Here is a 22,385-nt window from a genome sequence, read left to right as displayed (position 1 = left end):
GAGCAGGGGTGATGACTTCAACAGAGAAAGTACTGGTGGCGGGTGCTACAGGTGGGGTTGGACAGCTAACGGTGGCCAAGCTACTAGAGAAAGGTTTTCAGGTTAGTGTTCTGACTCGCAGTGCTGAAAAAGCTCAGGAAATGTTTGATAACCGAGTAGAGATTATAGTTGGTGATATCCGCTATCCCTCTAGGCCGTGTTTTCAAAGTTTTCCGCAAGATTTAGATCCCCCCCAACCCCCCGCGCGGAAGGGGGGAGCCATTCTCAAAGTCCCCCTTTTTTAAGGGGGATTTAGGGGGATCTCCGAGTTTGAAAACACGCCCTAGCCTCCCCCCTGCCATCCAAAATGTTACTCATATCATCTGTTGTACTGGAACGACTGCTTTCCCTTCTAATAAGTGGGATTTCGACACAATGGATCAGGCGAAAGGATTCCCAAGTGTGATCGAGTGGCTCAAGATCTATCTCAACCCCACCTACGCTCGTACTAAAGCCAAAAATAGTCCTGAGCAAGTTGATGTTATAGGAGTCACCAACCTGGTAGCAGCAGCTCCTAAAGACCTCAAGCGGTTTGTCTTTGTATCCTCTTGTGGTGTGCTACGGAAAGATAAACCACCCTATAGTATTCTTAATTCCTTTGGTGTACTCGATGCCAAACAAAAAGCTGAAGAAATTATCATTAATTCAGGATTACCTTATACTATTATTCGCCCAGGACGATTGATCGACGGTCCGTTTACCTCCTATGATTTAAACACTCTGTTGAAAGCGACAACAGCAGGAAAATTAGGGTTAGTCTTAGGTACCGGGGATACTTTATCAGGTCAAACTAGCCGGATTGATGTGGCATCAGCTTGTGTAGAATCCATTGCTAACTCTGTTACAGTTGGAAAAGTTTTTGAGCTGATAAATAGGGGAGCGAGACCATCAGTAATTGATTGGCCAGGGCTATTTTCTACTCTGGAGTACTTAAGCATTTAGCTATCAGCCGTCAGCGGTCAGCGGTCAGCGGTCAGCGGTCAGCTTATTTTATTCAAAAGCTGTTCGGTGTAGCTTGCCCTACGGCGTTGCTTAATAATGGAATGATTTCAAGACTTTTGTGGAATGGGCATCTTGGTGGAACTGGCATCTTGCCAGTTTCAATATATTTTCGGGCGGGCAGGATGCCCACTCTACTCCTATTCAAAAGAAGATTCAGCAACGCCTGGCCTACGGCCAATGGCTGATAGCTGAATGCTGATAGCTGAAAGCTGAAAGCTGAATGCTGATAGCTGAAAGCTGAATGCTGATAGCTGAAAGCTGATAGCTGATAGCTGAATGCTTACCTCCCGATTCCCTACTCCCCACTCCCTACTCCCACCCCTCTCGCTAACGTAAACCCTTCAGCAGTGCCTAAAAATACTTGGTTAGGTAATTGCAAAGCCGCTAACGTAGAATTGTCCAAGAGCAGGTAAGATTGAGTTGAACACAACTGTTTTAAAGTATTTTCATCTTGGGGAATCACTTTGCGATCGCTATAAAAATCTAAACTAGGACGCTGATAGGAAAAAGACGTATAGATAATATCCCCTGGAGCCGTATTTTCCTGAATCAAAGCCGCCACTGGCTTAACTGGAAATGCTTCATTTAACTCCCAGAGCCAAGAGTGAGAACTCATTAATAATACCAAAGTTATATACATCCCTATCAATAAAATTGGGATAAAATTGCGGTTATGCTGTTTAATTGTCCAAGCCGCTAGGGTCATGGTTAGGCTTACCACCATACCCATAAGGATTAAAACCGGTTGGGGATCTGCCAAGATAAAATAAATACATCCCCCTAAAGCAGCTACTCCAATAAATCCTAAAATAATTGTTAAAATCTTAGGATAACGACTCCAATGTTGCCAAAATACAGTGAGTTTAGCGGCAACAGCTATAGCAAAAAAGGGATACACAGGCATAATATACCAGGGTAGCTTAGTGGCCATCATAGAAATAATTGTCAAATAGCCGATAGTCCCAATTAAAATTAAACTCCCCCAACTCGTGAGGGGTTTTCGCCAAGCTAGATAGAATCCTCCTATCCAAAACAATAGCCAAGGGAAAGTATACTTAATTAACTCCAAAAGATAATACCACGCTGATCCTTGATTCCCTTCCACCTTTTCAGAGATGCGAGCAAATCCTTGAGAGAGAAAATGAACTTGCCAAAAGGTTGCTCCATAATGCTGCCATTGGGCAATATACCAAACCAAAACCGGTGCGTAACCTAGGACTATGCCCAACCAAAAATAGCGACTTTTCAACAACCCTAAGGTTTTATTGGCCAGAATAAAGACCAAAGCAATTGCCCCTAGAGGCACAACTAATAGACCTTTTGTGAAAGTAATTAGTCCTAAACAAACTCCGATCCCAATTGCCCAATAAGACTGAGCCTGACAAGCTTTAAGTAAGCAAAATAGCAACAGCAAAAACCAAGTATTGATCATGCCATCCAGCATTGCCAAACGTCCGTGGCGCACAACTGGCAACAGGGTTAAGTAGACGCTAGCGGCAAATATGGCACTGAGACGTTGAAGGAATAGTTCTCGTGCTACTAAATAGAGCAGTGGTACTCCACACGCTGACAAAAAAGCACCAGGCAAACGAGTAGTGAATTCTTGGACACCCCCTACTTTATAGCTTAAAGCAATCAGCCAATCCATCAAAGGGGGTTTCAGTAGATAAGGTTCTCCCCACAGAGTAGGATGGAGCCAGTTACCCGTGCGATAGATTTCTCTAGCGATCAGGGCTCTAGTGCCTTCATCCCAGTCCCGTAGGGGTACATTTCCCAGAAAAATACCCCAAAGGAAAAGGGCGGCCAGGAAAAGGCTTAGGATCCACTTGATATCAGTGAGAGAGGGATTTTTTAAGGTAAGTGCTAATTTGTTCATCTATAACAAAGGGAGTAGGGAGTAGGGAGTCGGGAGTAGGGAGTCGGGAGTAGGGAGTCGGGAGTAGGGAGTCGGGAGTCGGGAGACGGGGTAACAAAATTGACTGTACCTCATAAGTATGAAAAACGCTATATTAATGTTTTGACTAGTTTCGCCCTAGGATGGTTATATAGCATTTCCATTTGATTTGTGAACATAATCTCTTTGGGAAAGGCAAGAGGCAAGATTTAATTAAGTATATAGGAATTTTTGGTAATCAAAAAAACTGTAATTATTTTTTTGTATTTATTTATTAACTCTATAGCAGCATTTAAAGCGTTTTTAATAACTATAATGTCCACAGTTTTTTTTTCCTATTCCCTGTTACCTATTCCCTGTTCCCTGTTCCCTGTTCCCTGTCTTGATATAGATTGATAATCAAAAGATGCATCCTCTATCTCCATCAAATCAACTCCCTCTCTATGGCAAAAGAATCATTGTAACAGCACCAAGAACCTATGGGTCTCGGTTATCTCAACAAATCATTAACCAGGGTGGACTTCCCATAGTGATGCCAACCATTGAAACCTGTTTGTTAGAAAATTATCCTGAATTAGATGCTGCTCTCAGGGAAATAAGTAAATTTGATTGGATTGCCTTTACTAGTCGCAACGGAATAGACGCTTTTTTTGCCCGCATGGCATCCTTGGGTATTTCTAAATCTGTGCTGAAAAATTGTCAACTATCTGCCATTGGAAAAGATGCCGAAAGATTGTCGGATTTTGGAGTAACAGCTGATTTAGTTCCGGCTGAAGCTAGCCCAACCGGAATGGTTACTGAATTGTCTAACTATCCAACTATTGATCAGAAAACTATATTAGTTCCTATTCCAAAGGTGGTCGGGATACCAGAACCTAATGTCATTCCCAATTTTATTTCCGGTTTACAGGAATTGGGCATAAAAGTCAGTCCAGTATTGACCTATCAAACCCGAATTTTGGATAAAACTATCTATGATGTAGAATTGAATCTGATTCGTCAAGGCAAGATAGATGTTATTGCTTTTAGTAGCACCGCAGAAGTGACCGCTTTTTTGACAATGGTAAACTCCCCCCAGGATTATAACCATTGTGTCATTGCTTGCTTTGGTCCCTATACCGCTGCTAATACTGAAAACTTGGGGTTAACTGTCTCTATTGTATCTAAAAATTACCGCTCCTTTGAGGGATTTGCGAATGCGATCGCAAACTTTTTTAATAGCTAACTTTCAGCTATCGTAATCCTAAATAAATTGTGATAATTTTTGATGCCATATTCCGTACTTCTTACTCCCGATTCCCGATTCCCGATTCCCGATTCCCGATTCCCGATTCCCTTTGCTATATAATTAGCGAAGGGAAATTTAGGTGGGTGAATGGAAACCAATCAGCCCTCAGTCAACCCCAATACCCCTAATCTAGATCGGCTTCACATCAAGCGCCCCTGCTTGGTAGTTGCTGATCTCGAACGAGCATTCACCATTTACCAAGATATCCTAGGATTTAAGCTCGACTATCTGGCTGAAGCATCCCCAGACTCTTACCTCTACCAAGTGTTTCAGTTTCCCAAAAGTGCTCAGCTCAAATTTGCATCACTCAGTACAGAAGACGAACCTAGAGCCCTAGCCCTGACCGAAGTCAAGGGAATTGAATTACCCACCCCTACCACTCCCTATCGTTTAGCCCTGGTGGTCAGAGTAAAAGACCTGACCCTAACCATTGAGAAAATCCGTGAACTCGGCCTTGAAACCATTGAGCCCAATTACTTTACTAGACCACCAAACCTCAATTTCACTGAGCAAGCATTCTGCGATTACGACGGTCATCGGATTATGCTTTATGATGTGACATCTGGTTGAGTAATTTAGCGAAGGGAATAGGGAGTCGCACCTCTGCATCGCTATTCCCGACTCCCAGATCCGCTGTTCCCTTTGCTATAGTTATTGCTTCTAAAAGAACGTGAGAAAAATCCTTGGGCTGAGCTTGATTGCCATTGGTTTAGCCATTGGGTGGTTATCTATCCGGAATCACCAGCCACCCGATGCCCTCTCTTCAGATGTTTCGCCACCCCAGAAACAGATCAAATACCAATCCCATCCTCTAGACTTTAGTGTGGTTCATACCTTATTAATTCCAGCTGAAAGTGGATTTTCCGTTACTCCAGCCATATCGGAACAGTTAATCACCTTAGAAGATTTAGCCCAAAAGCACCAAGCTGTAGCTGCCATCAACGGCGGTTTTTTTGACCCAAAAAATCAGAAGACCACCTCAATCGTAATCAAGCAAGGGCAACTAGTAGCAGATCCCCGTGACAACCAGGGGCTAATCCAAAATCCCAACTTACAGCCCTACATGGATAAAATTCTCAATCGATCAGAATTTCGGCGATACCGTTGTGGGTCAACAGTCCGCTATGATATTACCCTACACAGTGAACCGACCCCCCCCGGTTGTCAATTATTAGATGCCCTAGGCAGTGGTCCGTTGCTGGTTCCACAAATTACATCAGTCACCGAAGGTTTTGTAGCTGTAGAAAATGGCAAAGTCATACGAGATGCCCTAGGGAGCAGCCGACTCAATGCTAGAAGTGCAGTCGGTATTACTCCTGATGGCAGCATTTTGTTAGTCATGGTCGCTCAAAAACCAGAAGCTCCCAGAAATTCCGGTATGTCGTTCAGGGCCCTAGCTACCTTCCTGAAAACTGCTGGGGTGGAAAAAGCCATGAATCTAGATGGAGGAAGCTCCTCCGCTCTTTATTATAACGGCAAAACCATTTATGGGAGAGTGGACAAAAACGGAAATCGAATCAAACGAAAAATTAAATCGATTCTAATGGTTAACCAAGACCCGTGACTAGTAGGGAGTCGGGAGCGGTGCGACCCGTGGCGAATTTAATTCGACGACTGTAAGCGCACCGAGGGAGTCGGGAGTCGGAACGATCTGAAAATATAATCAGTCCTTAATTATTATATAGCAGTTCTCCTCTTTATGAGGTACACAGGATTTTTGACCTATTCCCGTTTTCCTATTCCCGATTCCCGATTCCCGATTCCCTATTCCCTAAAATCCAAAACTTGTGTACCTCACCTATTTTAGAAATGCTATAAGAAGATAATAGATGGCATTAGTGAAAAAGTAAATGGCTAAGAAAGTAGCACTGCTGATCGCGGTTGATCAGTATGCAGAAGGTTTAACTACCCATCAAGCTGCCTCCCATGATGTGCAAGCAATGCAGCGAGTTTTACAAGAGAAAACCCTAGGGGATTTTAATCGGGTAGACTTGCTGCTCAATCCCAATATGGTCAACCTAAAAGAGGCAATTCAGAACCTAGTTGACCAATGTGGTGTCAATGACTTAGCCCTAGTTTTTTTCTCTGGCCAAGGAATTATTAATCAGGATGGTAAACTGTATTTAACAACTAGCATCACGACTAAAGATAACCTTGAAGGTACTGCATTACCCGCTTCTTTTTTACACCAGCAATTTAGTCGTAGTGATGCTCAGCAACAAATAGTAATTCTTGAGTGTGATTACTATAGTGCTTCCGCTGATGGTTCGCTGACAGAACCTGTGAGTGTCAATCTCAAGGAAGAACTCAGTGCTCCAGGGCGAGCAGTTCTCACCTCCTCCACAACTACACAAACCTCTTTTGAACAGGAAGCACCTCATTGTTCCCTTTACACCCAGTACTTAGTCGAAGGCATTGAAACTGGTGCAGCAGACCGAGATGGGGCTGGCTTAATCTATGTTCGTGAATTACATAACTATGCCACCGAAAAAGTCCAGACTATTAAGCCCCAGATCGAGCCAGCTCTGTTTCTCGATAATAAAGGGTTGGATATTTTACTGACTATTTTAATGAATAAAGACCCCAAGGATGATCCCGATAGTGAGTATCGCAAAATCGAAGCCAAGTATCGCAAAATTGTGGAAAACTATGAACGGTATGGTAAGATTCCTGAAATTGTTCAATATACATTAAATAAAAAACACAAAGAGTTGGGGATAACTGTTGACCTACACCAACCTGACCAACTCATTTCTGATCAAGGCATAGACTACTCTAACTTGCGAGATTTACTCAAAGCCGGTAAATGGAAAGAAGCCGATCAGGAAACCTTTGCTCTAATGGTTAAAGCAGTTGATCGAGAAGAAGACAACAATCTCGATCCTGAGTCAATCAAGAATTTTCCCTGCACCGATCTACACACCATTGAGCAGCTTTGGCTAAAGTATAGCAGTGGGCAATTCGGCTTCAGTTTGCAAAAAGAAATTTGGCAGAAGCTTGGGGGAAAACTTGATAGTGACGAGAATAACGTTGATAAACTAGAATTCAACCGAAGCGTGTATGTTTTGAGTTCCTATTACAACCCAAACAGTATTTCCCGCAGTAATTATTTCCCTAACATATTAGCGTATCAAACTCAGCTTTATCAACAATTTGGTCATAGTGTGGGATGGCGACAGCGCAAAGGATTGCACCTCAGAAGACGATGGAAAAATTATGAAGACCTTACATTTTCCGTAATCTGGGCTCCAGTGGGTCACCTGCCAACTCTGGTTGGTCGTGATGGCATGAATTTGGGAGTATTATCGATTTGGAGGATGAGGGTTAATTTATTCTCTCACCTTGAGGAGTGTTGGTTATAGCGTTTGTAAGTATTCAGCTATCAGCCGTCAGCGTGTCGCGTATCAGCTTATGGGCACGCTACTTGAGGTGCAGCCTGGTCTTGGGGGTTTCCCCCACTCGCGCTTTGCATCAAGACAGTGTGGCACAGGCTTCGACGCATCGGACCTATTAGCTGATAGCTGACAGCTGAACGCTTAGGTTGAGGAAATGCCAAGCTGGAGAAATAATTCTCAGCACAAATAAGAATCATGAATCGAAACCGTTTCAAAGTTGGAACCTTTAACCTATGCAACTTAGTGCTACCAGATGTCCTATACTATAGAAAAAAGATATATACCCAAACAGAGTACGCTCTTAAGACCACCTGGATCGCTGAACAACTGAAGAAGATGAAAGCTGACATTGTTGGCTTTCAAGAGGTATTTCATAAAGAAGCTCTCCAACAAGCACTGGCTCAGAGCCAAGTTTATGACAATGCCACCACTGTGTTCGCAAACCCTACGGGTAAAAGTCCAGTTGTTGCCCTGACCTCCAGGTTTCCAGTGCTTGAATACAACGTCATCAAAGATTTTCCCACTACGGCATGCCTGGATATCCAAGGAACAGACATCCCACTCAAGCGTTTTTCTCGACCAGTGTTGGAAGCACATCTCAAGCTGAGTGACACGATTGATTGTACAGTTTTTGTAATTCACCTCAAGTCCAAGCGTCCGATCATCCCAGATGGAGTAGACCGCAACGACCCAATTGAACAAGCCAAAGGACAAGCGAGATCTCTAATCCTCCGAGCAGCTGAAGCAACAGCTTTGCGGGTAATTTTGATGGATAAGCTTCAGCACAGGGATCATCCGGTAATAGTTATGGGTGATGTCAATGATAGTGGTCTGGCTATAACCTCTCAAATCGTTTCTGGAGAGCCTCCTTTGAGAAAACTCTGGTTTCAGCAAAAGCAGATCATCTGGGATGTGTTGTTGTATTACGTCAAAGACATTCAAGCTCGACAAAACTATGGTGACTTCTACTACACCCACATCCATAATGGCCACCACGAGAGCCTAGATCACATCCTGGTTAGTCAGGAATTCGTGGTTCAAAATCCCAAACGCATTGGCAGAGTTGGGTATGTCTCCCTTTTCAATGATCATCTGATCGACGAAACTTTGAGTGAAGAGAAAATTGAGACTTGGCAATCTGATCACGGACAGGTCGTTGTCTCCATCGAACTTGATTCATAAGGTGATGTATGAACACTGAAGAGATAGCTAACATTTTCAACTTACCTCCTGAACTTCCTACCGAAGAACTGTTTGAACCGTTGATATCTAGCCAGAGCGTATTAATCGAGCGCATCATCTCCACTGGACAAACTACACCAACCGGAGAGTGGTATGACCAAGACCAAGACGAATGGGTAATCCTCTTACAAGGGCAAGCAACCCTTGCCTACCTTGACGGTTCCAGTGTCAAGCTCAAAGCAGGGGATTATCTATTTATTAAAGCTCATCAAAAGCATCGAGTTGAATATACCAGTGCTGAGCCACCCTGCATTTGGCTAGCCGTTCATGGCAATTTGCAACAGCAGCAGACGTAGGCAAAATTTTCAGGACTTACGCAAAACTGGGCGTTGCTTAATAATGGAATGATTTCAAGACTTTTGTGGAATGGGCATCAGGCGTGGAACGGGCATCTTGCCCGTTACAATCTTCGGGCGGGCAGGATGCCCACTCTACTCCTATTCATTCGAAGATTCAGCAACGCCCAAAACTGGACTCTAAACCCGCTTATAGCATTTCTCAAATAGATCAGGTATCAGAAACGCTATAGAGTAATCGCCCTTCAAGTATGATCCTAAAGTATTAAGTTTTGTAAAACGTTTCATAACTTGATTAGCTAGCCCTGATTACTTACTAGAGGTTACTGTTGTGATGGGGAAATGCGATCGCTATTTATTGTCGTCTCATTTTCCCTTAACTCGTAAACATTCAGCCTAATGCCTAATGCCTAATGCCTTGACCAAAGGCCACGCTACGCGAATGACTCACGCTACGTGAACAGCAGACTTAACTCAGATTAAATGAAGGTTACCTGTTGTCTTGATGCAGCGTGGTCTTAGGGGTTTCCCCCAAGACCACGCTGCATCGCTTATTCAAAAGCTATTCAGTGTAGCGTGGCATAGCCTTCGACGCTGGGACGTAACCCATAAGCTGATAGCACCTCAAGTAGCACCATCTGTAGCGCATTAGCTGATAGCTGAATGCTTACATAATTACTTGGATATCCCAATTCATTTCAGTAATTAGTCGTATTAAATAAATAATATTACTTAATTATTCAAAAAATCTACGTCATTTTAATGAAAACAATAATTCTGTATAATAGGTTACTGACAATACATAGCCTATATATTGTTGGTCATTTGAATCTAAAACCACACAAGAGTAATTAAGCTTTTCTTGCATTGTTATTACCCCTTGAGGTATTTTCAGATAAATTTAAAAAAAACTATATTTGTGATAAATACTGCCAATAACCACTATATAGCTGGGCTGATTGACAAGATAGGTTTGGCTCTTCCGTACTTGTTATGCTAAATTAACACTTTGCCAAAGGGACTGAGGCCGTAGGCCACGCGGGGCGCGTTCGGAGCAGGGACTTCGGAGCAGGAGGAAGAGGCAGCTATATGGGAAAAATTTATGGTTAAATAGCCTCATAACCCTTACACAGTAAGCTTTTCGGGGGGGGTAAACTATAAATTTAGCATAGTAGGTACTGAAGAACCATAGGTTTACCCTAGTACCCCCGTGAGGGGTATTAACCTTCATCCAATCAAGATATTTCTTTGCTACATTGCTTAATTGTGGGTGTTACGGATTTGAACTATGAAATTGATTTGGTGCATCACGGCAAGCCGTGTAACCTATGCAGCATTTAGATTGTGATATCTAAATTCCTCAAAAATAGCAGGGAACAGCTGATCTGGGAACTGCTAAAAACCAATTTAAATGCGCATTAAGCACCTAAGAGTCTACACAATCTACACAGAATTAATTACCTATTCTCAATCTCTTTAACCCTGACATTGTCAGGGTTTGAGTTTTTTGAAATGTGTAATCAATTTTGTGTAATCAATTTTGTGTGCCTGCTTAGCTTAGACACATTGCAGTTCAAGGCGTTGCTGATTTGAACTATGAAATTGATTTGGTGCATCACGGCAAGCCGTGTAGAGACGTTATAGTGCAACGTCTCAAAATCTAAATTCATACCCGGATTCAGCAACGTCGAATTCATCAGGCATTAGCAAGGAGCAAATAATTCAATGAATGCATCTACATATCGTGACGCTGTCCAAAAGTCCTTCTTGTTTTATGAAGCTCAGCGCTCCGGTAAACTTCCTGGAGACAATCGCATTCCATGGCGCGGAGATTCTGCCCTCAATGATGGTGCAGATGTCGGTGTTGATCTGACTGGCGGTTATTACGATGCTGGAGACCATGTTAAATTCGGCTTCCCCATGGCTGCTTCCATGACTATGCTGGCTTGGGGCGCAATCGAATATGAAGACGCCTACCAGCAAATGGGTCAATGGGATGAGGCGTTGGATGCCATTAAGTGGGGTACGGATTACATCCTCAAAGCCCACATCACCGACAATAATGGTCAAACTAAAGAGTTTTGGGGGCAGGTTGGAGACGGTAACATCGACCACAGCTTCTGGGGACCGCCGGAAACTATGACCATGCAGCGACCAGCTTTTAAAATTGATCCTTCAAATCCTGGTTCTGATTTAGCAGGTGAATCAGCTGCGGCCTTAGCTGCGGCTTCAATGGTTTTTGAATCCTCGAATAAAGATTACGCTAAGCAACTACTAGATGAAGCTAAAGCTCTATTTGACTTTGCCGAAACTTATCGCGGCAAGTACTCTGACTCGATCACCAATGCTGCTCAGTTCTACAATTCTTGGAGCGGTTACCAAGACGAACTAGCTTGGGGCGCAATGTGGCTATACAAAGCAACTGGTGACCAGGGGTACTTGAATAAAGCAGAAAATCATTACCGAGGTATTCCTTCTACATGGACTCAATCTTGGGATGACAAGTCTTATGGTACAGGGATTCTTCTTGCTCAAGAGACTAATCAACAGAAGTATCGTACAGACGTAGAAAGCTGGCTAAACTACTGGAGTGACGACAGTGGTCAAGGGATCAAATATACAGAGGGCGGACTAGCTTGGTTAGATACCTGGGGTTCCCTACGATATGCTGCCAATACCGCTTTCCTTGCTGGTGTTTATAGCGATACCGTTAATGATATTAATGGTCGCTACTCTGATTTCGCAGAGGATCAGATTGACTACATTCTTGGCGAAAATCCTAACAATCGCAGTTATGTTGTCGGTTTTGGCGACAATTCTCCCAAGAATCCCCACCATCGTGGGGCTCATGGTTCCACTAGCAATAACATCCAATCACCAACGAACAACCGCCATGTTCTCGTAGGCGCTTTGGTTGGAGGCCCATCTGAAGCAAATGATAATGCCTATGAAGATCGTCGAGAAAACTTTATCACTAATGAAGTAGCTCTTGACTACAACGCTGGCTTTACTGGTGCTCTTGCCTATTTGTACGCTGAAGAGATGGAACTCAGTCCAGTCAGTCTGGGTTCTATCCCTGAACCACTAGTGTCTACACCAAATCCGATTGGTGAGTTGATAATTTAGTCTATGGAATTTCATTATGACGGTACTAGTGGGATTTTACATTTTTGGTGCTCTCTACTTTTTCTTAATCTGGTTTCAAGCGTTCCAGAAAGACACTAATTTATCTCATGAGCAAATCTGCTTGTCTTGGATAGTGTTGACGATAGCAACCCTTTTTTGGCCAATTGTTGCCCCGATTGCTACTCTGGAAAAGAGAAAAGAGTGCTAGGGCGCTGGGGGTTTGTTTGTCCTCTGATATCGTGTCTAGTTGTTTCGGTAATCGGTAATCGGGGGATTTTAGGGAGTCGGGAGTCGGGAGTCGGGAGTCGGGAGTAGTGATGCAGCGATTAGCGCGATCTAGCGCGGTCTTTGCTACTGTTCCCTGTTCCCTATTCCCTATTCCCTATTCCCTGTTCCCTGTTCCCTGTTCCCTGTTCCCTGTTCCCTGTTCCAAAGCGCTATAGTTTCAAACTTAATCTAATCTCACCTCTTTTGACAGGTGTCTAAACCAATTAAAGTACAAACAAATAGATAGGATAATAAATAAAAACAACAGGATTCCAAAATTATCCCAACGTTTCATCATCAACATGATTCCCATTAAAAACAAGACTATCTGCCAAGGAATCCCGATCAATGTCGATAGAATATCCCGCCGATTCTCGTTCCTGATTTTTGCCTGACTATTAGCTGGGAGGTTTTGACGGATTACTCCCCAAAACCCAAACGGTCGAGTCACTCGATAGAAATTATCCATCACCTCCCGGTCAGTTGGCTCAGTTAAAAATGTCCCTAGGATACATCCTAGTAATGAGCAAATGCTGGGAATGAGAAACAGCGCATATTCCTGAAATTGAGCGTAATTTAAGTTGGGTATTACTATTGCCTTGGTTAAAATAGCTGCTACCATCCCCGCCACTGTCCCAAGGGCAAATCCATATCCATTAAAGCGCCACCAGTACCATCTCAACACCAGAGGAATAGACAGTCCAGCACCTAGTCCCAGGGTTAGCCATCCCCAAATATCATTGATATTGGTGATATTGAAACTAAATAGCAATCCCACCACTACAATTACAATTGATGCCCAGCGGCTTTGAACAATCAGTTGTTGGCTAGAGGCTTGGGGATTGATATAAGCTTGATAAATATCCTTAACCCAGTAAGCAGCACTAGCATTGATGATGGAGTCAAAGGTAGACATAGCTGCTGCAATAAAACAAGCGATCAGCAACCCTTTTATCCCCACTGGCACATATTCTGCGATCACCGTTGGTAAGATAAGTTCAGGGTCAGCAATTACCGCTTTAGTGGTTCCGTAATGGATACCCAATACTGCAAAGGCTGTAACCAAGGGCCAACGAAAAGAAAGCAAGATTATCCAAAATAGGGACAGTAACCCGGCTTCGCGATCGCTTTTAGCGGCAAAATAGCGTTGGATCATATAGCCACCCCCGCCGCCAAACCCTACCATAATTTCTTTGAACAGATAGAATAAAATTACGCCACCGAACAAATTGAATATGGCATAGTCTCCCGGTAGATCAACTGTGATTGGGGGCGAGATGCTGCTCCACTCCGTGAAATTCCAGGTTTGTAATTGCTCAGCCCCAGGAATCGAGACCGAGAAGGTATCCGGGATAGTTGCCGTAGAGAATGCGATCGCACAAATATAGATAATCGCAATAAAAATCAAAATACCTTGAAATACATCCGTCCATACCACGCCGTAAAAACCGCTAACAGCCGTGTATACCAGGGCGAGCAAAATCAAAAATATCGAAGCATAGCGGTCATCAATACCCAGAAATTCCCCCAAGAATTTGCCCCCCCCAACCGAAAAGTAACTCATTGAGCCAATCGCAAAGATAATATTAGCAACAGCACTTATGATCCGAGCCGTATTGCCTTCCCTTCCTGAGCCGAAGCGCAAGTGCATCCATTCCGCCAAAGTCATTACATTTGCCCGTCGGTTCCACTTGCCCATGAATATCATAAAAATAGCCATAATTAAGACAACGCCACCCCGGATCTCGATCAAAAATCCCTTCGTTCCCAGAGCATAAATTAAGGCGCTGATCACCATCGTGCCAGCCAAGTCAGTATTGGACGCCATTCCAGAAGCCCCCAAAACCCACCAGGGCAGATTGCGATTTCCCAAAAAGTAGGATTCTATACCCTCAGATGCTTTCCGTTGAAGAATAACCCCAAAAACAACTATGCAAATCAGGTAAATAGTAACAATGATGTAATCAACTGGATGCATGAATTTTATTATGAAGGATTAATTAAAAAAAACCTAATTACAGTAGGGTGGGCAAAGTAATATTATCTAGAATACTCAAAAAAAACAAACTGTTTTTGCCCACCCGACAAGCTTGAGTGTCAAATAAATACCAATTACAGTAGGGTGGGCAAAGTAATATAATCTAGAATACTCAAAAAAACCAAACTGTTTTTGCCCACCCTACAAGCTCATGGGGAAAACTCTCTGTGCCCTTGCTGAATCGCTACTAGACCGTTTTTAGGCGTCCAGGAATCACCATCACTGGACAATCAGCTTTCTGTAAAATTCCCTCGCTGATGCTGCCCACTAAAGCTTTGTAGAGACCGCTGTGTCCATGAGAACCGACCACAATTAAATCGACTGCTAATTTCTGTGCTTGTGCCAAAATTGTCTCAACTATTGGTCCTTGGATCAGCAAGGCTGCCGCATCAATACCTTTTTGGCGTGAATTTTCTGCCCACTTTTGTAGCTGGCGATGCTCCTTGCGAAACTTGTGAGCTATATAATCTCGCTCGGTCTGAGGTCCAGTTTGATAGCCAACAAAATCAGGCTCAGGTTCAGCAATGTGGATTAGCCATAATTTGCTCTTGGTTGCCGCTGCTAAAGACTCGGCTTGGGCAATCACTACTGGTGTGATCTCGGAAAAATCAATGGCGACAAGAAAGTTTTGCATGATATCAAGTCCGAAGCGCATTGGTATTGTATAACACAAGAGTCTTCTGCAGGTGTTGAGGCTATGGACACTCGATACCAATAACAAATGACAACGGACTTTTGACCAAAAAACTAACACGTAAGCATTCAGCTAATGCGCTACAGATGGTGCTACTTGAGGTGCTATCAGCTATCAGCAGTCAGCTAACGCCATAGCTTCATGCTGCACAAGCAGTTACTATAGAGTACCTCAATCAATTGTGTGTGAGAATTTTTGATGCCATATTCCCTACTCCCTACTCCCTACTCCCTATTCCCTATTCCCTATTCCCTGTTCCCTTTGCTATAGCTGATAGCTGACTGCACCTCAAGTAGCGCATATGCTTAGAGGATATCTGAAAAGTTTTTTGATACTGAATTTTGCCCCCCTAGCCCCCCAATTCTGGGGGGAACAAGAATCAATTTGCTGGTAGAAGTCCCCCAAAATTGGGGGATTTAGGGGGCTTGGATGTAGCAAATGAGACTTTTCAGACAACCTCTTAGAGGATACGTGATATTATAGATGAACCCTGAGCAATTAAAGTTTAAAAAAAACTTTAGTAATCAACAATCAACAATCAACAATCAATCCTTAAATTGATAATTTTCCTGGAAGCATAATATGGACAATTGTTTGTTTTACTGGGAAACTGCTTATGTTTAATTCTCCACCGTGTAATTCAGTTAGCAGTTTGGCAATAATCAACCCTAATCCAGAGCCTTGTTGTTCGTATAGTTTACGATCAAATTGCATATAGGCTCCGAGTTTAGCAATTTGAGTTGGTGTCATGCCTCGTCCCTGATCGATCACCAAAAGATTCAAGTGATTATCCTGAAAATAACTCTGAATCTGAATCGGCTTACCAAGGTCGGAAAACTTCAAGGCATTATCAATGATTTCTTCAACAATTTTAGTGAATTTTGATTGGGAAATTTTTACAACTGCTTCTTGCAGTTCTAAGTGCAAATCGTCTTTCCGGTTTACCTTCTTAAATTTTTGCATAGCAAGGTCTTGGATAATTGTTCTAGTAAAACTTTGCTCTCCATAATTAATCAGCTTCCTGGCTTGCTTAGGTTGTTGCTCGATTCGCGCTAGTTCTGCATAGAGTAAAAAATTATGGGTGAGCCGATATAAACGTTCCCCAGAGACACAAATTTGCTGAAGCATGTCCATAGCTTCATCACGATCTATAGTATCATAGTCTTCTATGAGGAATTGGGCAAGATTCAAAATACCATTGAGAGGAGTACGCAACTCATGAGGTAGTGCATGAGTAATGCAATCTCGCAATTCATCGACCTGTTTCTGAGATTCTTGCTCAAAAGCCATCTGCTTGGCTATGCGGGTTGTGACTGCTCCTAATAATTCATCTCTAGTAAATGGCTTGGTCAGATAATCATCTGCGCCCAGTTCCATCCCCATACGCAGATCAGATTTTGTAGATTTAGCCGTAATAAAAATCAAGGTAATTGTCTGGGTGGATGGAATTTCTTGTAACTGAATCATTACACCATAACCATCCAGTTTCGGCATTTTAATATCGCAAATAATCAAATCAGGACTTTCTTTTTTCGCCAATTCCACACCTATTTCACCATTTTCTGCTTGAATAACATCGAAATTTTCTGCCCGAAGTATTTCAACAACAATGCTACGGATATCTTCCTCGTCTTCAATAACTAAAATCTGCGACATAGATCATTTTATCCTTAAACAACTTAACATTGATAAACGCTTTTAAAGACTAAGTAAAATTAATCCTTTGTTCTAGGCATAATCCTAATTACTATTAGGATCAACTGCCAACTGCCAACTGGCAAACAGCTCTCGGTCTTTGTACTTGCTCTGGTACTGCAGGGGAGTACAGTGGAATGGTGACAGTAAAGGTTGTCCCAATACCAACTTGGCTATTTACCGTAATTTCACCACCGTGTACTTCCACAGACTGTTTTACAATTGCAAGTCCAAGTCCAGTTCCTGGAATATTACCCACATTATTGCATCGATGAAATGACTCAAACAGTTGCTTTTGGTCTTCTTCTGGGATACCAATACCCTGGTCTTTAATCTTGAATATAACCTCTTCTTGCTGACAAATCAAGTCAAAGTTTATGGTGCTGTCATTGGGGGAATATTTAGTGGCATTTGAGAGCAAATTTATCAAGATGTGTCTGAGCAGTTTTTCATCAAAATTAACCTCTGGGCATTCACATTGAATAGAAAAAACAATGCTTTGTTGGGTGTCAATACCTAGTTCGATATCTTCGACTAAATCACGACAGAATTCAAGTAAATTTAATGGTGCAGGGTTAAATTTTAGTTTTCCAGCATTAGCTTTATTGACTACCAACACGTCATCCAACATGTGGAGCATATGTTTGACATTGACTTGAATCCGATCTAGATAGTTTTGTTTTTTCTCATCAGTCCAATTCTGGCTGTAATATTTGAAGATTTCAGTAACCCCCATAATAGTGGTTAGGGGGGTGCGGAACTCGTGGGAAGTCATAGAGATAAATCGAGATTTGAGTTCAGTGAGTTCCTTTTCTCTTTCCAGAGATTTGCGAATCTGTTTTTCCAGTCGCTCCCTAACTTGAACTTCGTGCAAAGTCTGGTAAAGCGTAGCATTTTCCAAAGAAATTGCCGCTTGATTACACAGAAGGCTTAACACTTCTAGGTGTTCATTGGTAAAATTTCCAGAAACCATATTATTTTCTAAGTACACCATACCAATCAGATTGTTTTTCCGGAGAAGTGGCAAACACACAGCTGACTTGGGCTGATTATTTATGATGTATATATCATCAGCAAAAGTAGAGTTATTAACAAGATTATTTAAAAGTAAATTTTCTTTATTGATAGCCACATAATTAATCACGGATATGGGCAAATGCTGAGTAATGGTAACTGGGATTGACTCCCGGAATGTTACTCCATTATTAACCACTGTTCCTGCCGCTTCTATAATCAATTTATCGTCTTTTGACAAAATGATAAACCCCTTTTTCGCTCCAGCATTAGTCAGGAGAATCTGCATCAATTTGTCCAGTAAATTCTCGAAAACTATTTCTTCTGAAATGGCTTGAGATGCCTTGATCACGTCAGATAAATCCAGGGCGTTTAAACTTACTGCTATCGTTGAGTTGGTTATGGAATCTAGTGGAACTTTCGTTGTTGGTTGGGCGGTAATTTTGCTAAGGAGTTGGGGGTATCTTGATTCTAAGTCTCTCACTTTTGCCAGAGCTCCCCAGCGACTGTATCCATAGTAGGCATCAGTCAAGTAAGCCTGGGCGATCTTTCGTTTGCCACAAGAGAGATAAAACTCTGCTGCTAGTTCATTGGCTAGTGCTTCTTCCTGGATATAGTCCTGGTCCGCTGCTCCTTCAATCCCTTGGTCATAACGTTCCATGGCTTGCCAGTGTTGCCCTAAAACTCGTGCTTTCTCTGCCTCCACTAGCTCGTATTTATGTTTGAAGTTTGATGGAGCATGGTATGCCCAGGTTTTCAGGGTTTCCTGATTAGCTGCTACTTGGGTCAGGTATTCACCTTGCTGCTGTGGCTCGACATGGGGATAGTGAGCCAAAAGCGCTAGAGAATAGTAGAAATTGTGCTCAGCAACAAGAATCAAGCCAGCGACAGATTGTGCGTATTGCTCTGCTGCCCTGGCCTGAGCAATAGCTTGCTCGGGTTGTTTAAACCAATAAAACAGAATCGATTTGGCAAGATATAGATAAAACAGAGACGTTCCATTATTCTGTTCTCTTAAAATGGGAAGCATTTCTAATTCATTAAAGTCTTCCCCAATTAACTGACAGGGATCGTCAGATTTACCGAGTAAATTTAAGGTTAATTGTTTGCCGATTTGACCATAAATAACATGATAGTCTAGCTTCCTTTTTTGCAGCCACTCCAGATACTGCCCATACTTCTGAGCAGCAAGGTCGAGATCATCTCCCACAAACAATAGGTTGGTACAGTAGTTGAGGGCAGCAAAACCGGAATAGGTTAGCTCTCCGGTTTCAAGACCGCTGTTAAACGCCTCTAGTAAGGGGTTTAGGGTTTCCTTCAGATGCTCTTTCCAGTGTCTGATATGACCATTAAAAAGATCTAATACTATTGATTTGAACTCCTCAGCATCCAATTGCTCTAACAGCATCAAAGACAGTTGACCAAATGTATAGCCACCATCGATATCTCCCATAAATCCACACAAGATCATGGCGTAAGAAATATAGGTGTTCGTAGACAGATGTGAATTCCCATGGTTGATACATAGATTGATTTGTGTAAAGATCAGCAGTGGATACAATGCCGGATTAGCAACAAAAGCAGGGGTTCCTACAGACTTTAAGATCCCCATGGCTGCTAGTTTAGTCAGGTCAGTCATTTCTGGTAGGTCAGCCAAATCCTCACTAATCAGGTCTTTGGGGGGGTCTTGCTCCAGTGGAATCCCGAGCATGTCTAGAACCTGTAGCCCCGTATCCAGGGCGACTTGCATTTGGTTTTGAGCAATATAACCGTGGATTTTTAGTTCATACACCTTGACTTGATCTAATTGGGTTTTGGCTTGTTCCAGAGCCACTCTAGCCAAGAGGTTTGATTGGTCAAAATTGCTGTTGAGGTATTCCGCTTCCACCACTTCTAGATACAAAGCAAGGGTGAAGTCATAGTTGTCAGTCCAGGTATCTGCTGGTAGGAGTCCTAGACCTACATTCAGATACTTGAGAGCGCTGGCATAAGCGGCTGCGGCCTTGGCTTTCTGACCCGCGATCAGATTGAGTTGAGCTAGCTCATCTTTTTCCCACTGAGCGGTGAGTAAGTCCGTGCCAAAATTGAGTTGGTTAACCAAGGCAAAGATATTCTCTTCCCGTGCCTCTGGAGTGGTATGGTTCAGCAACAATTTGCCAATTTTTAGGTGGGTTGCTTGTTGGTCGGATTCCGGAATCAGAGAGTAGGCGGCTTGCTGCACCCGGTCATGTAAAAATTTGTAGTTAACCTTGACATCACTGAGGCCAAAATCTGCGGATTCCTCCTGTTCAAATAGCAGAGGAATTTTGTAACTATCACTCAACGGCAGAATCAAACCGATCTGTAGTGCCTCCCAGAGCTGAGTAGCAGTGATAATGGTTGAGTCTTCATTGACAATGGCTAGCATCTCTAAGTTAAACTGATTGCCCAGACAAGCTGCCAATTTTAAAACCTGCTGGGTGGTTTCTTGTAGCTTGCCAATACTTCTGGCAATCAGTTCCACCACGTTATAATCAGTGATGCCAATGGCTTGAATTTGATCAATATCCCACTGCCAGCTGCCACTGGTGACGTCATAACTCAGCAAGTTTTCTGAATAGAGGGTTTTGAGCAGTTGGGTCAAGAAGAAGGGATTACCTTGGGTTTTATGGAATAATAGCTCTGCTAGGGGTTTGGTCTGGTTTTTCCCTTGGGTGTCATTGAGAGTATCAGCTACTAATTGCTGAACGTATTGTTTCCGTAACGGCTCAATCTTGATCTGATCTATGACCGAGTCAGTTTCTTGAATTTTCTCAATGGTTTGAATCAAGGGATGGGTCGGACTGACTTCGTTATCTCGATAAGCTCCAATGATTAACAAATAGTTGCGATCGCAGTTCGTCATTAAGGTCTGGAGCAACGTTAATGAAGCTAAATCTGCCCACTGTAAATCATCAAGGAAGAGCACCAGGGGATGTTGGGGTTGGGCAAAGACACCGATGAATTGTTGAAACACCCGTAAAAATCGGTTTTGGGATTCCGATGCTCCGAGTTGGGGCACTTCCGGCTGTTCACCGATAATCAGTTCCACTTCGGGAATGACATCAATAATGACCTTGCCATTGGCACCCAGAGCATGTAATAAATTCTGTTTCCAAATCCCTAGTGTTTGAGCCGGTTCTGTCAACAGTTGCCGAATTAATCCCCTAAATGCCTCCAGCAGGGCAGCGTAAGGACTATTCCGCTTAAACTGGTCAAATTTACCACTAATAAAATACCCTCGCGCTTTGACAATTGGTTTATGAACTTCATTGACCACTGAGGTTTTACCAATCCCTGAGTAACCGGATACCAGCATCAACTCAGTGGCTCCAACACTGACTCGTTCAAAGGCCTCCATCAGGGTGGCTACTTCCCCTTCCCGACCATAGAGTTTTTGAGGGATGAGCAGTCGGCTCCCGATGTCATAGGTCCCGGGAGTGAAGGTTTCAATTTTTCCGGTGGTTTGTAGTTGGGATAGACAGGTTTCTAGGTCAACCTTTAGTCCAGCAGCACTTTGGTATCGGTCTTCAGCATTTTTCCTTAGGAGTTTCATCACAATCAATGAAACTACTTCACTAATTTCTGGATTAAGCTGATGAGGAGGGACAGGATATTGAGCCAGATGATGGTGAATCAATTCCATGGGATCGGTGGTGATAAAGGGTACCCGATCCGTTAGCATTTCGTAAAAGGTGGCACCTAAGGAATAGAAGTCGCTGCGGTAGTCAATGGAGCGGTTCATCCTCCCGGTTTGCTCCGGTGAAATATAGGCAAGAGTCCCTTCCAGCCAATTAGGATTGCTAGTGGTGGGATTCTCTAGAGACAGGCGCGAGGCAATGCCCAAGTCAGTGATTTTAACTTGTCCTGTTTCCGGATTGATGATGATATTAGAGGGGTTAATATCTTTATGAATAATCGGGACTTTGTGCAGCTCATCCAAGGTTTCTACTAGAGAAATAGCTATCCGCAGAAAGTCCTTGATAGTCATGGTGTGAGAGTTGATCAAGTGCTTGAGGGATTGACCCCCAAAATCTTCAAATATCAACGCCAATCCATTATTATCGTTTTCCAGACCGTAGCATTTGACAATGCCTTCACAATCAATAGCTTGGGAGATTGTATATTCTTGTCGTAAGCTGCTAATCTCTTTAAGGGAGGGATAGTCCGATTTGATAAGTTTAATAATAACTGGTCTTTGCTGTTGCTGGTGATAGCCGCGATAAACAACTGTACTAACACCAGCTTCTAGTTCTTCTAGAAGTTTAATTTGATAGTTTGGGAATTGTAACATCATCTCTCCCTTGAAGTTTTTAGATATAGTAATTGTGATAGCTATACTGATTTAATCTTGTTTAATCTTGGTGATGGCGCTTC

At 42.9% G+C, this 22,385-nt stretch carries 15 protein-coding genes and 2 pseudogenes; 12 read left to right on the top strand and 5 right to left on the bottom strand.

The features are described 5' to 3' along the window. Nucleotides 1-11 precede the first annotated feature (11 nt). Together F6K63_RS37990 and F6K63_RS25365 are read left to right on the top strand one after the other, a co-directional pair. Nucleotides 12-981, top strand: a pseudogene (locus tag F6K63_RS37990) (SDR family oxidoreductase). Then, entirely contained in the window at nucleotides 939-1,226 is a 288-nt protein-coding gene (locus F6K63_RS25365; protein ID WP_131826986.1) for a hypothetical protein, read from the top strand. The pseudogene F6K63_RS37990 and the gene F6K63_RS25365 overlap by 43 nt, the downstream one beginning before the upstream one ends. Before the next feature lie 110 nt (nucleotides 1,227-1,336). Here F6K63_RS25365 and F6K63_RS25360 read toward each other — a convergent pair whose 3' ends face one another. Continuing rightward, the gene (locus F6K63_RS25360) at nucleotides 1,337-2,917 is read right to left on the bottom strand and encodes an ArnT family glycosyltransferase (protein WP_287265246.1); all 1,581 of its coding nucleotides are present in this window, start codon (nucleotides 2,915-2,917) and stop codon (nucleotides 1,337-1,339) included. Between the two features lie 424 nt (nucleotides 2,918-3,341). Here F6K63_RS25360 and F6K63_RS25355 point away from each other — a divergent pair, with 424 nt between their 5' ends. The 10 genes and pseudogenes from F6K63_RS25355 to F6K63_RS25310 all read left to right on the top strand — a co-directional run bounded on the left by F6K63_RS25355 (nucleotide 3,342) and on the right by F6K63_RS25310 (nucleotide 12,725). Then, on the top strand, nucleotides 3,342-4,160 hold the full coding sequence (locus F6K63_RS25355; RefSeq protein ID WP_008179144.1) for a uroporphyrinogen-III synthase: 819 nt from the start codon (nucleotides 3,342-3,344) through the stop codon (nucleotides 4,158-4,160). Between the two features lie 29 nt (nucleotides 4,161-4,189). Then, the gene (locus F6K63_RS25350) at nucleotides 4,190-4,351 is read left to right on the top strand and encodes a hypothetical protein (RefSeq protein WP_154659662.1); all 162 of its coding nucleotides are present in this window, start codon (nucleotides 4,190-4,192) and stop codon (nucleotides 4,349-4,351) included. Beyond that, the gene (locus F6K63_RS25345) at nucleotides 4,311-4,793 is read left to right on the top strand and encodes a VOC family protein (RefSeq protein WP_008179147.1); all 483 of its coding nucleotides are present in this window, start codon (nucleotides 4,311-4,313) and stop codon (nucleotides 4,791-4,793) included. Before F6K63_RS25350 ends, F6K63_RS25345 begins: the two co-directional genes overlap by 41 nt. Nucleotides 4,794-4,893: 100 nt before the next feature. Next, nucleotides 4,894-5,787 carry a phosphodiester glycosidase family protein gene (locus F6K63_RS25340; protein ID WP_008179149.1) on the top strand — a complete coding sequence of 298 codons (894 nt, stop codon included), beginning with the start codon at nucleotides 4,894-4,896 and terminating at the stop codon, nucleotides 5,785-5,787. Between the two features lie 286 nt (nucleotides 5,788-6,073). After that, nucleotides 6,074-7,585, top strand: a complete 1,512-nt coding sequence (locus F6K63_RS25335) for a GUN4 domain-containing protein (RefSeq protein WP_008179151.1) — start codon at nucleotides 6,074-6,076, stop codon at nucleotides 7,583-7,585. 228 nt (nucleotides 7,586-7,813) lie between these two features. Next, the gene (locus tag F6K63_RS25330; protein WP_008179155.1) at nucleotides 7,814-8,800 is read left to right on the top strand and encodes an endonuclease/exonuclease/phosphatase family protein; all 987 of its coding nucleotides are present in this window, start codon (nucleotides 7,814-7,816) and stop codon (nucleotides 8,798-8,800) included. A gap of 8 nt (nucleotides 8,801-8,808) precedes the next feature. Beyond that, nucleotides 8,809-9,156, top strand: a complete 348-nt coding sequence (locus tag F6K63_RS25325) for a cupin domain-containing protein (RefSeq protein WP_008179156.1) — start codon at nucleotides 8,809-8,811, stop codon at nucleotides 9,154-9,156. A gap of 1,710 nt (nucleotides 9,157-10,866) precedes the next feature. Next, a pseudogene (locus F6K63_RS25320) lies at nucleotides 10,867-12,282 on the top strand (glycoside hydrolase family 9 protein); the annotation flags it as partial. Nucleotides 12,283-12,298: 16 nt separating this feature from the next. After that, nucleotides 12,299-12,490 (top strand): hypothetical protein, encoded by a 192-nt coding sequence (locus F6K63_RS25315; protein WP_287313426.1) that lies wholly within the window; start codon nucleotides 12,299-12,301, stop codon nucleotides 12,488-12,490. 109 nt (nucleotides 12,491-12,599) lie between these two features. Then, entirely contained in the window at nucleotides 12,600-12,725 is a 126-nt protein-coding gene (locus tag F6K63_RS25310) for a hypothetical protein (protein ID WP_287256225.1), read from the top strand. 8 nt (nucleotides 12,726-12,733) lie between these two features. Here the strand turns inward: F6K63_RS25310 and F6K63_RS25305 are convergent, their stop codons facing one another. The 4 genes from F6K63_RS25305 to F6K63_RS25290 all read right to left on the bottom strand — a co-directional run bounded on the left by F6K63_RS25305 (nucleotide 12,734) and on the right by F6K63_RS25290 (nucleotide 22,305). Beyond that, complete coding sequence (locus F6K63_RS25305; RefSeq protein WP_008179163.1) at nucleotides 12,734-14,527, bottom strand: sodium:solute symporter family transporter; 1,794 nt, start codon at nucleotides 14,525-14,527, stop codon at nucleotides 12,734-12,736. Between the two features lie 247 nt (nucleotides 14,528-14,774). Next, complete coding sequence (locus F6K63_RS25300; RefSeq protein WP_044492228.1) at nucleotides 14,775-15,221, bottom strand: universal stress protein; 447 nt, start codon at nucleotides 15,219-15,221, stop codon at nucleotides 14,775-14,777. A gap of 612 nt (nucleotides 15,222-15,833) precedes the next feature. Next, nucleotides 15,834-16,937 (bottom strand): hybrid sensor histidine kinase/response regulator, encoded by a 1,104-nt coding sequence (locus F6K63_RS25295; protein WP_287252844.1) that lies wholly within the window; start codon nucleotides 16,935-16,937, stop codon nucleotides 15,834-15,836. Nucleotides 16,938-17,037: 100 nt separating this feature from the next. Then, nucleotides 17,038-22,305, bottom strand: a complete 5,268-nt coding sequence (locus F6K63_RS25290; RefSeq protein WP_287252847.1) for an ATP-binding sensor histidine kinase — start codon at nucleotides 22,303-22,305, stop codon at nucleotides 17,038-17,040. Nucleotides 22,306-22,385 lie beyond the last annotated feature (80 nt).

It is taken from the genome of Moorena sp. SIO1G6 (genome assembly GCF_010672795.1).
Classification (GTDB): Bacteria; Cyanobacteriota; Cyanobacteriia; order Cyanobacteriales; family Coleofasciculaceae; genus Moorena; species Moorena producens.
This window is presented reverse-complemented; position numbering and strand designations above follow the sequence as displayed.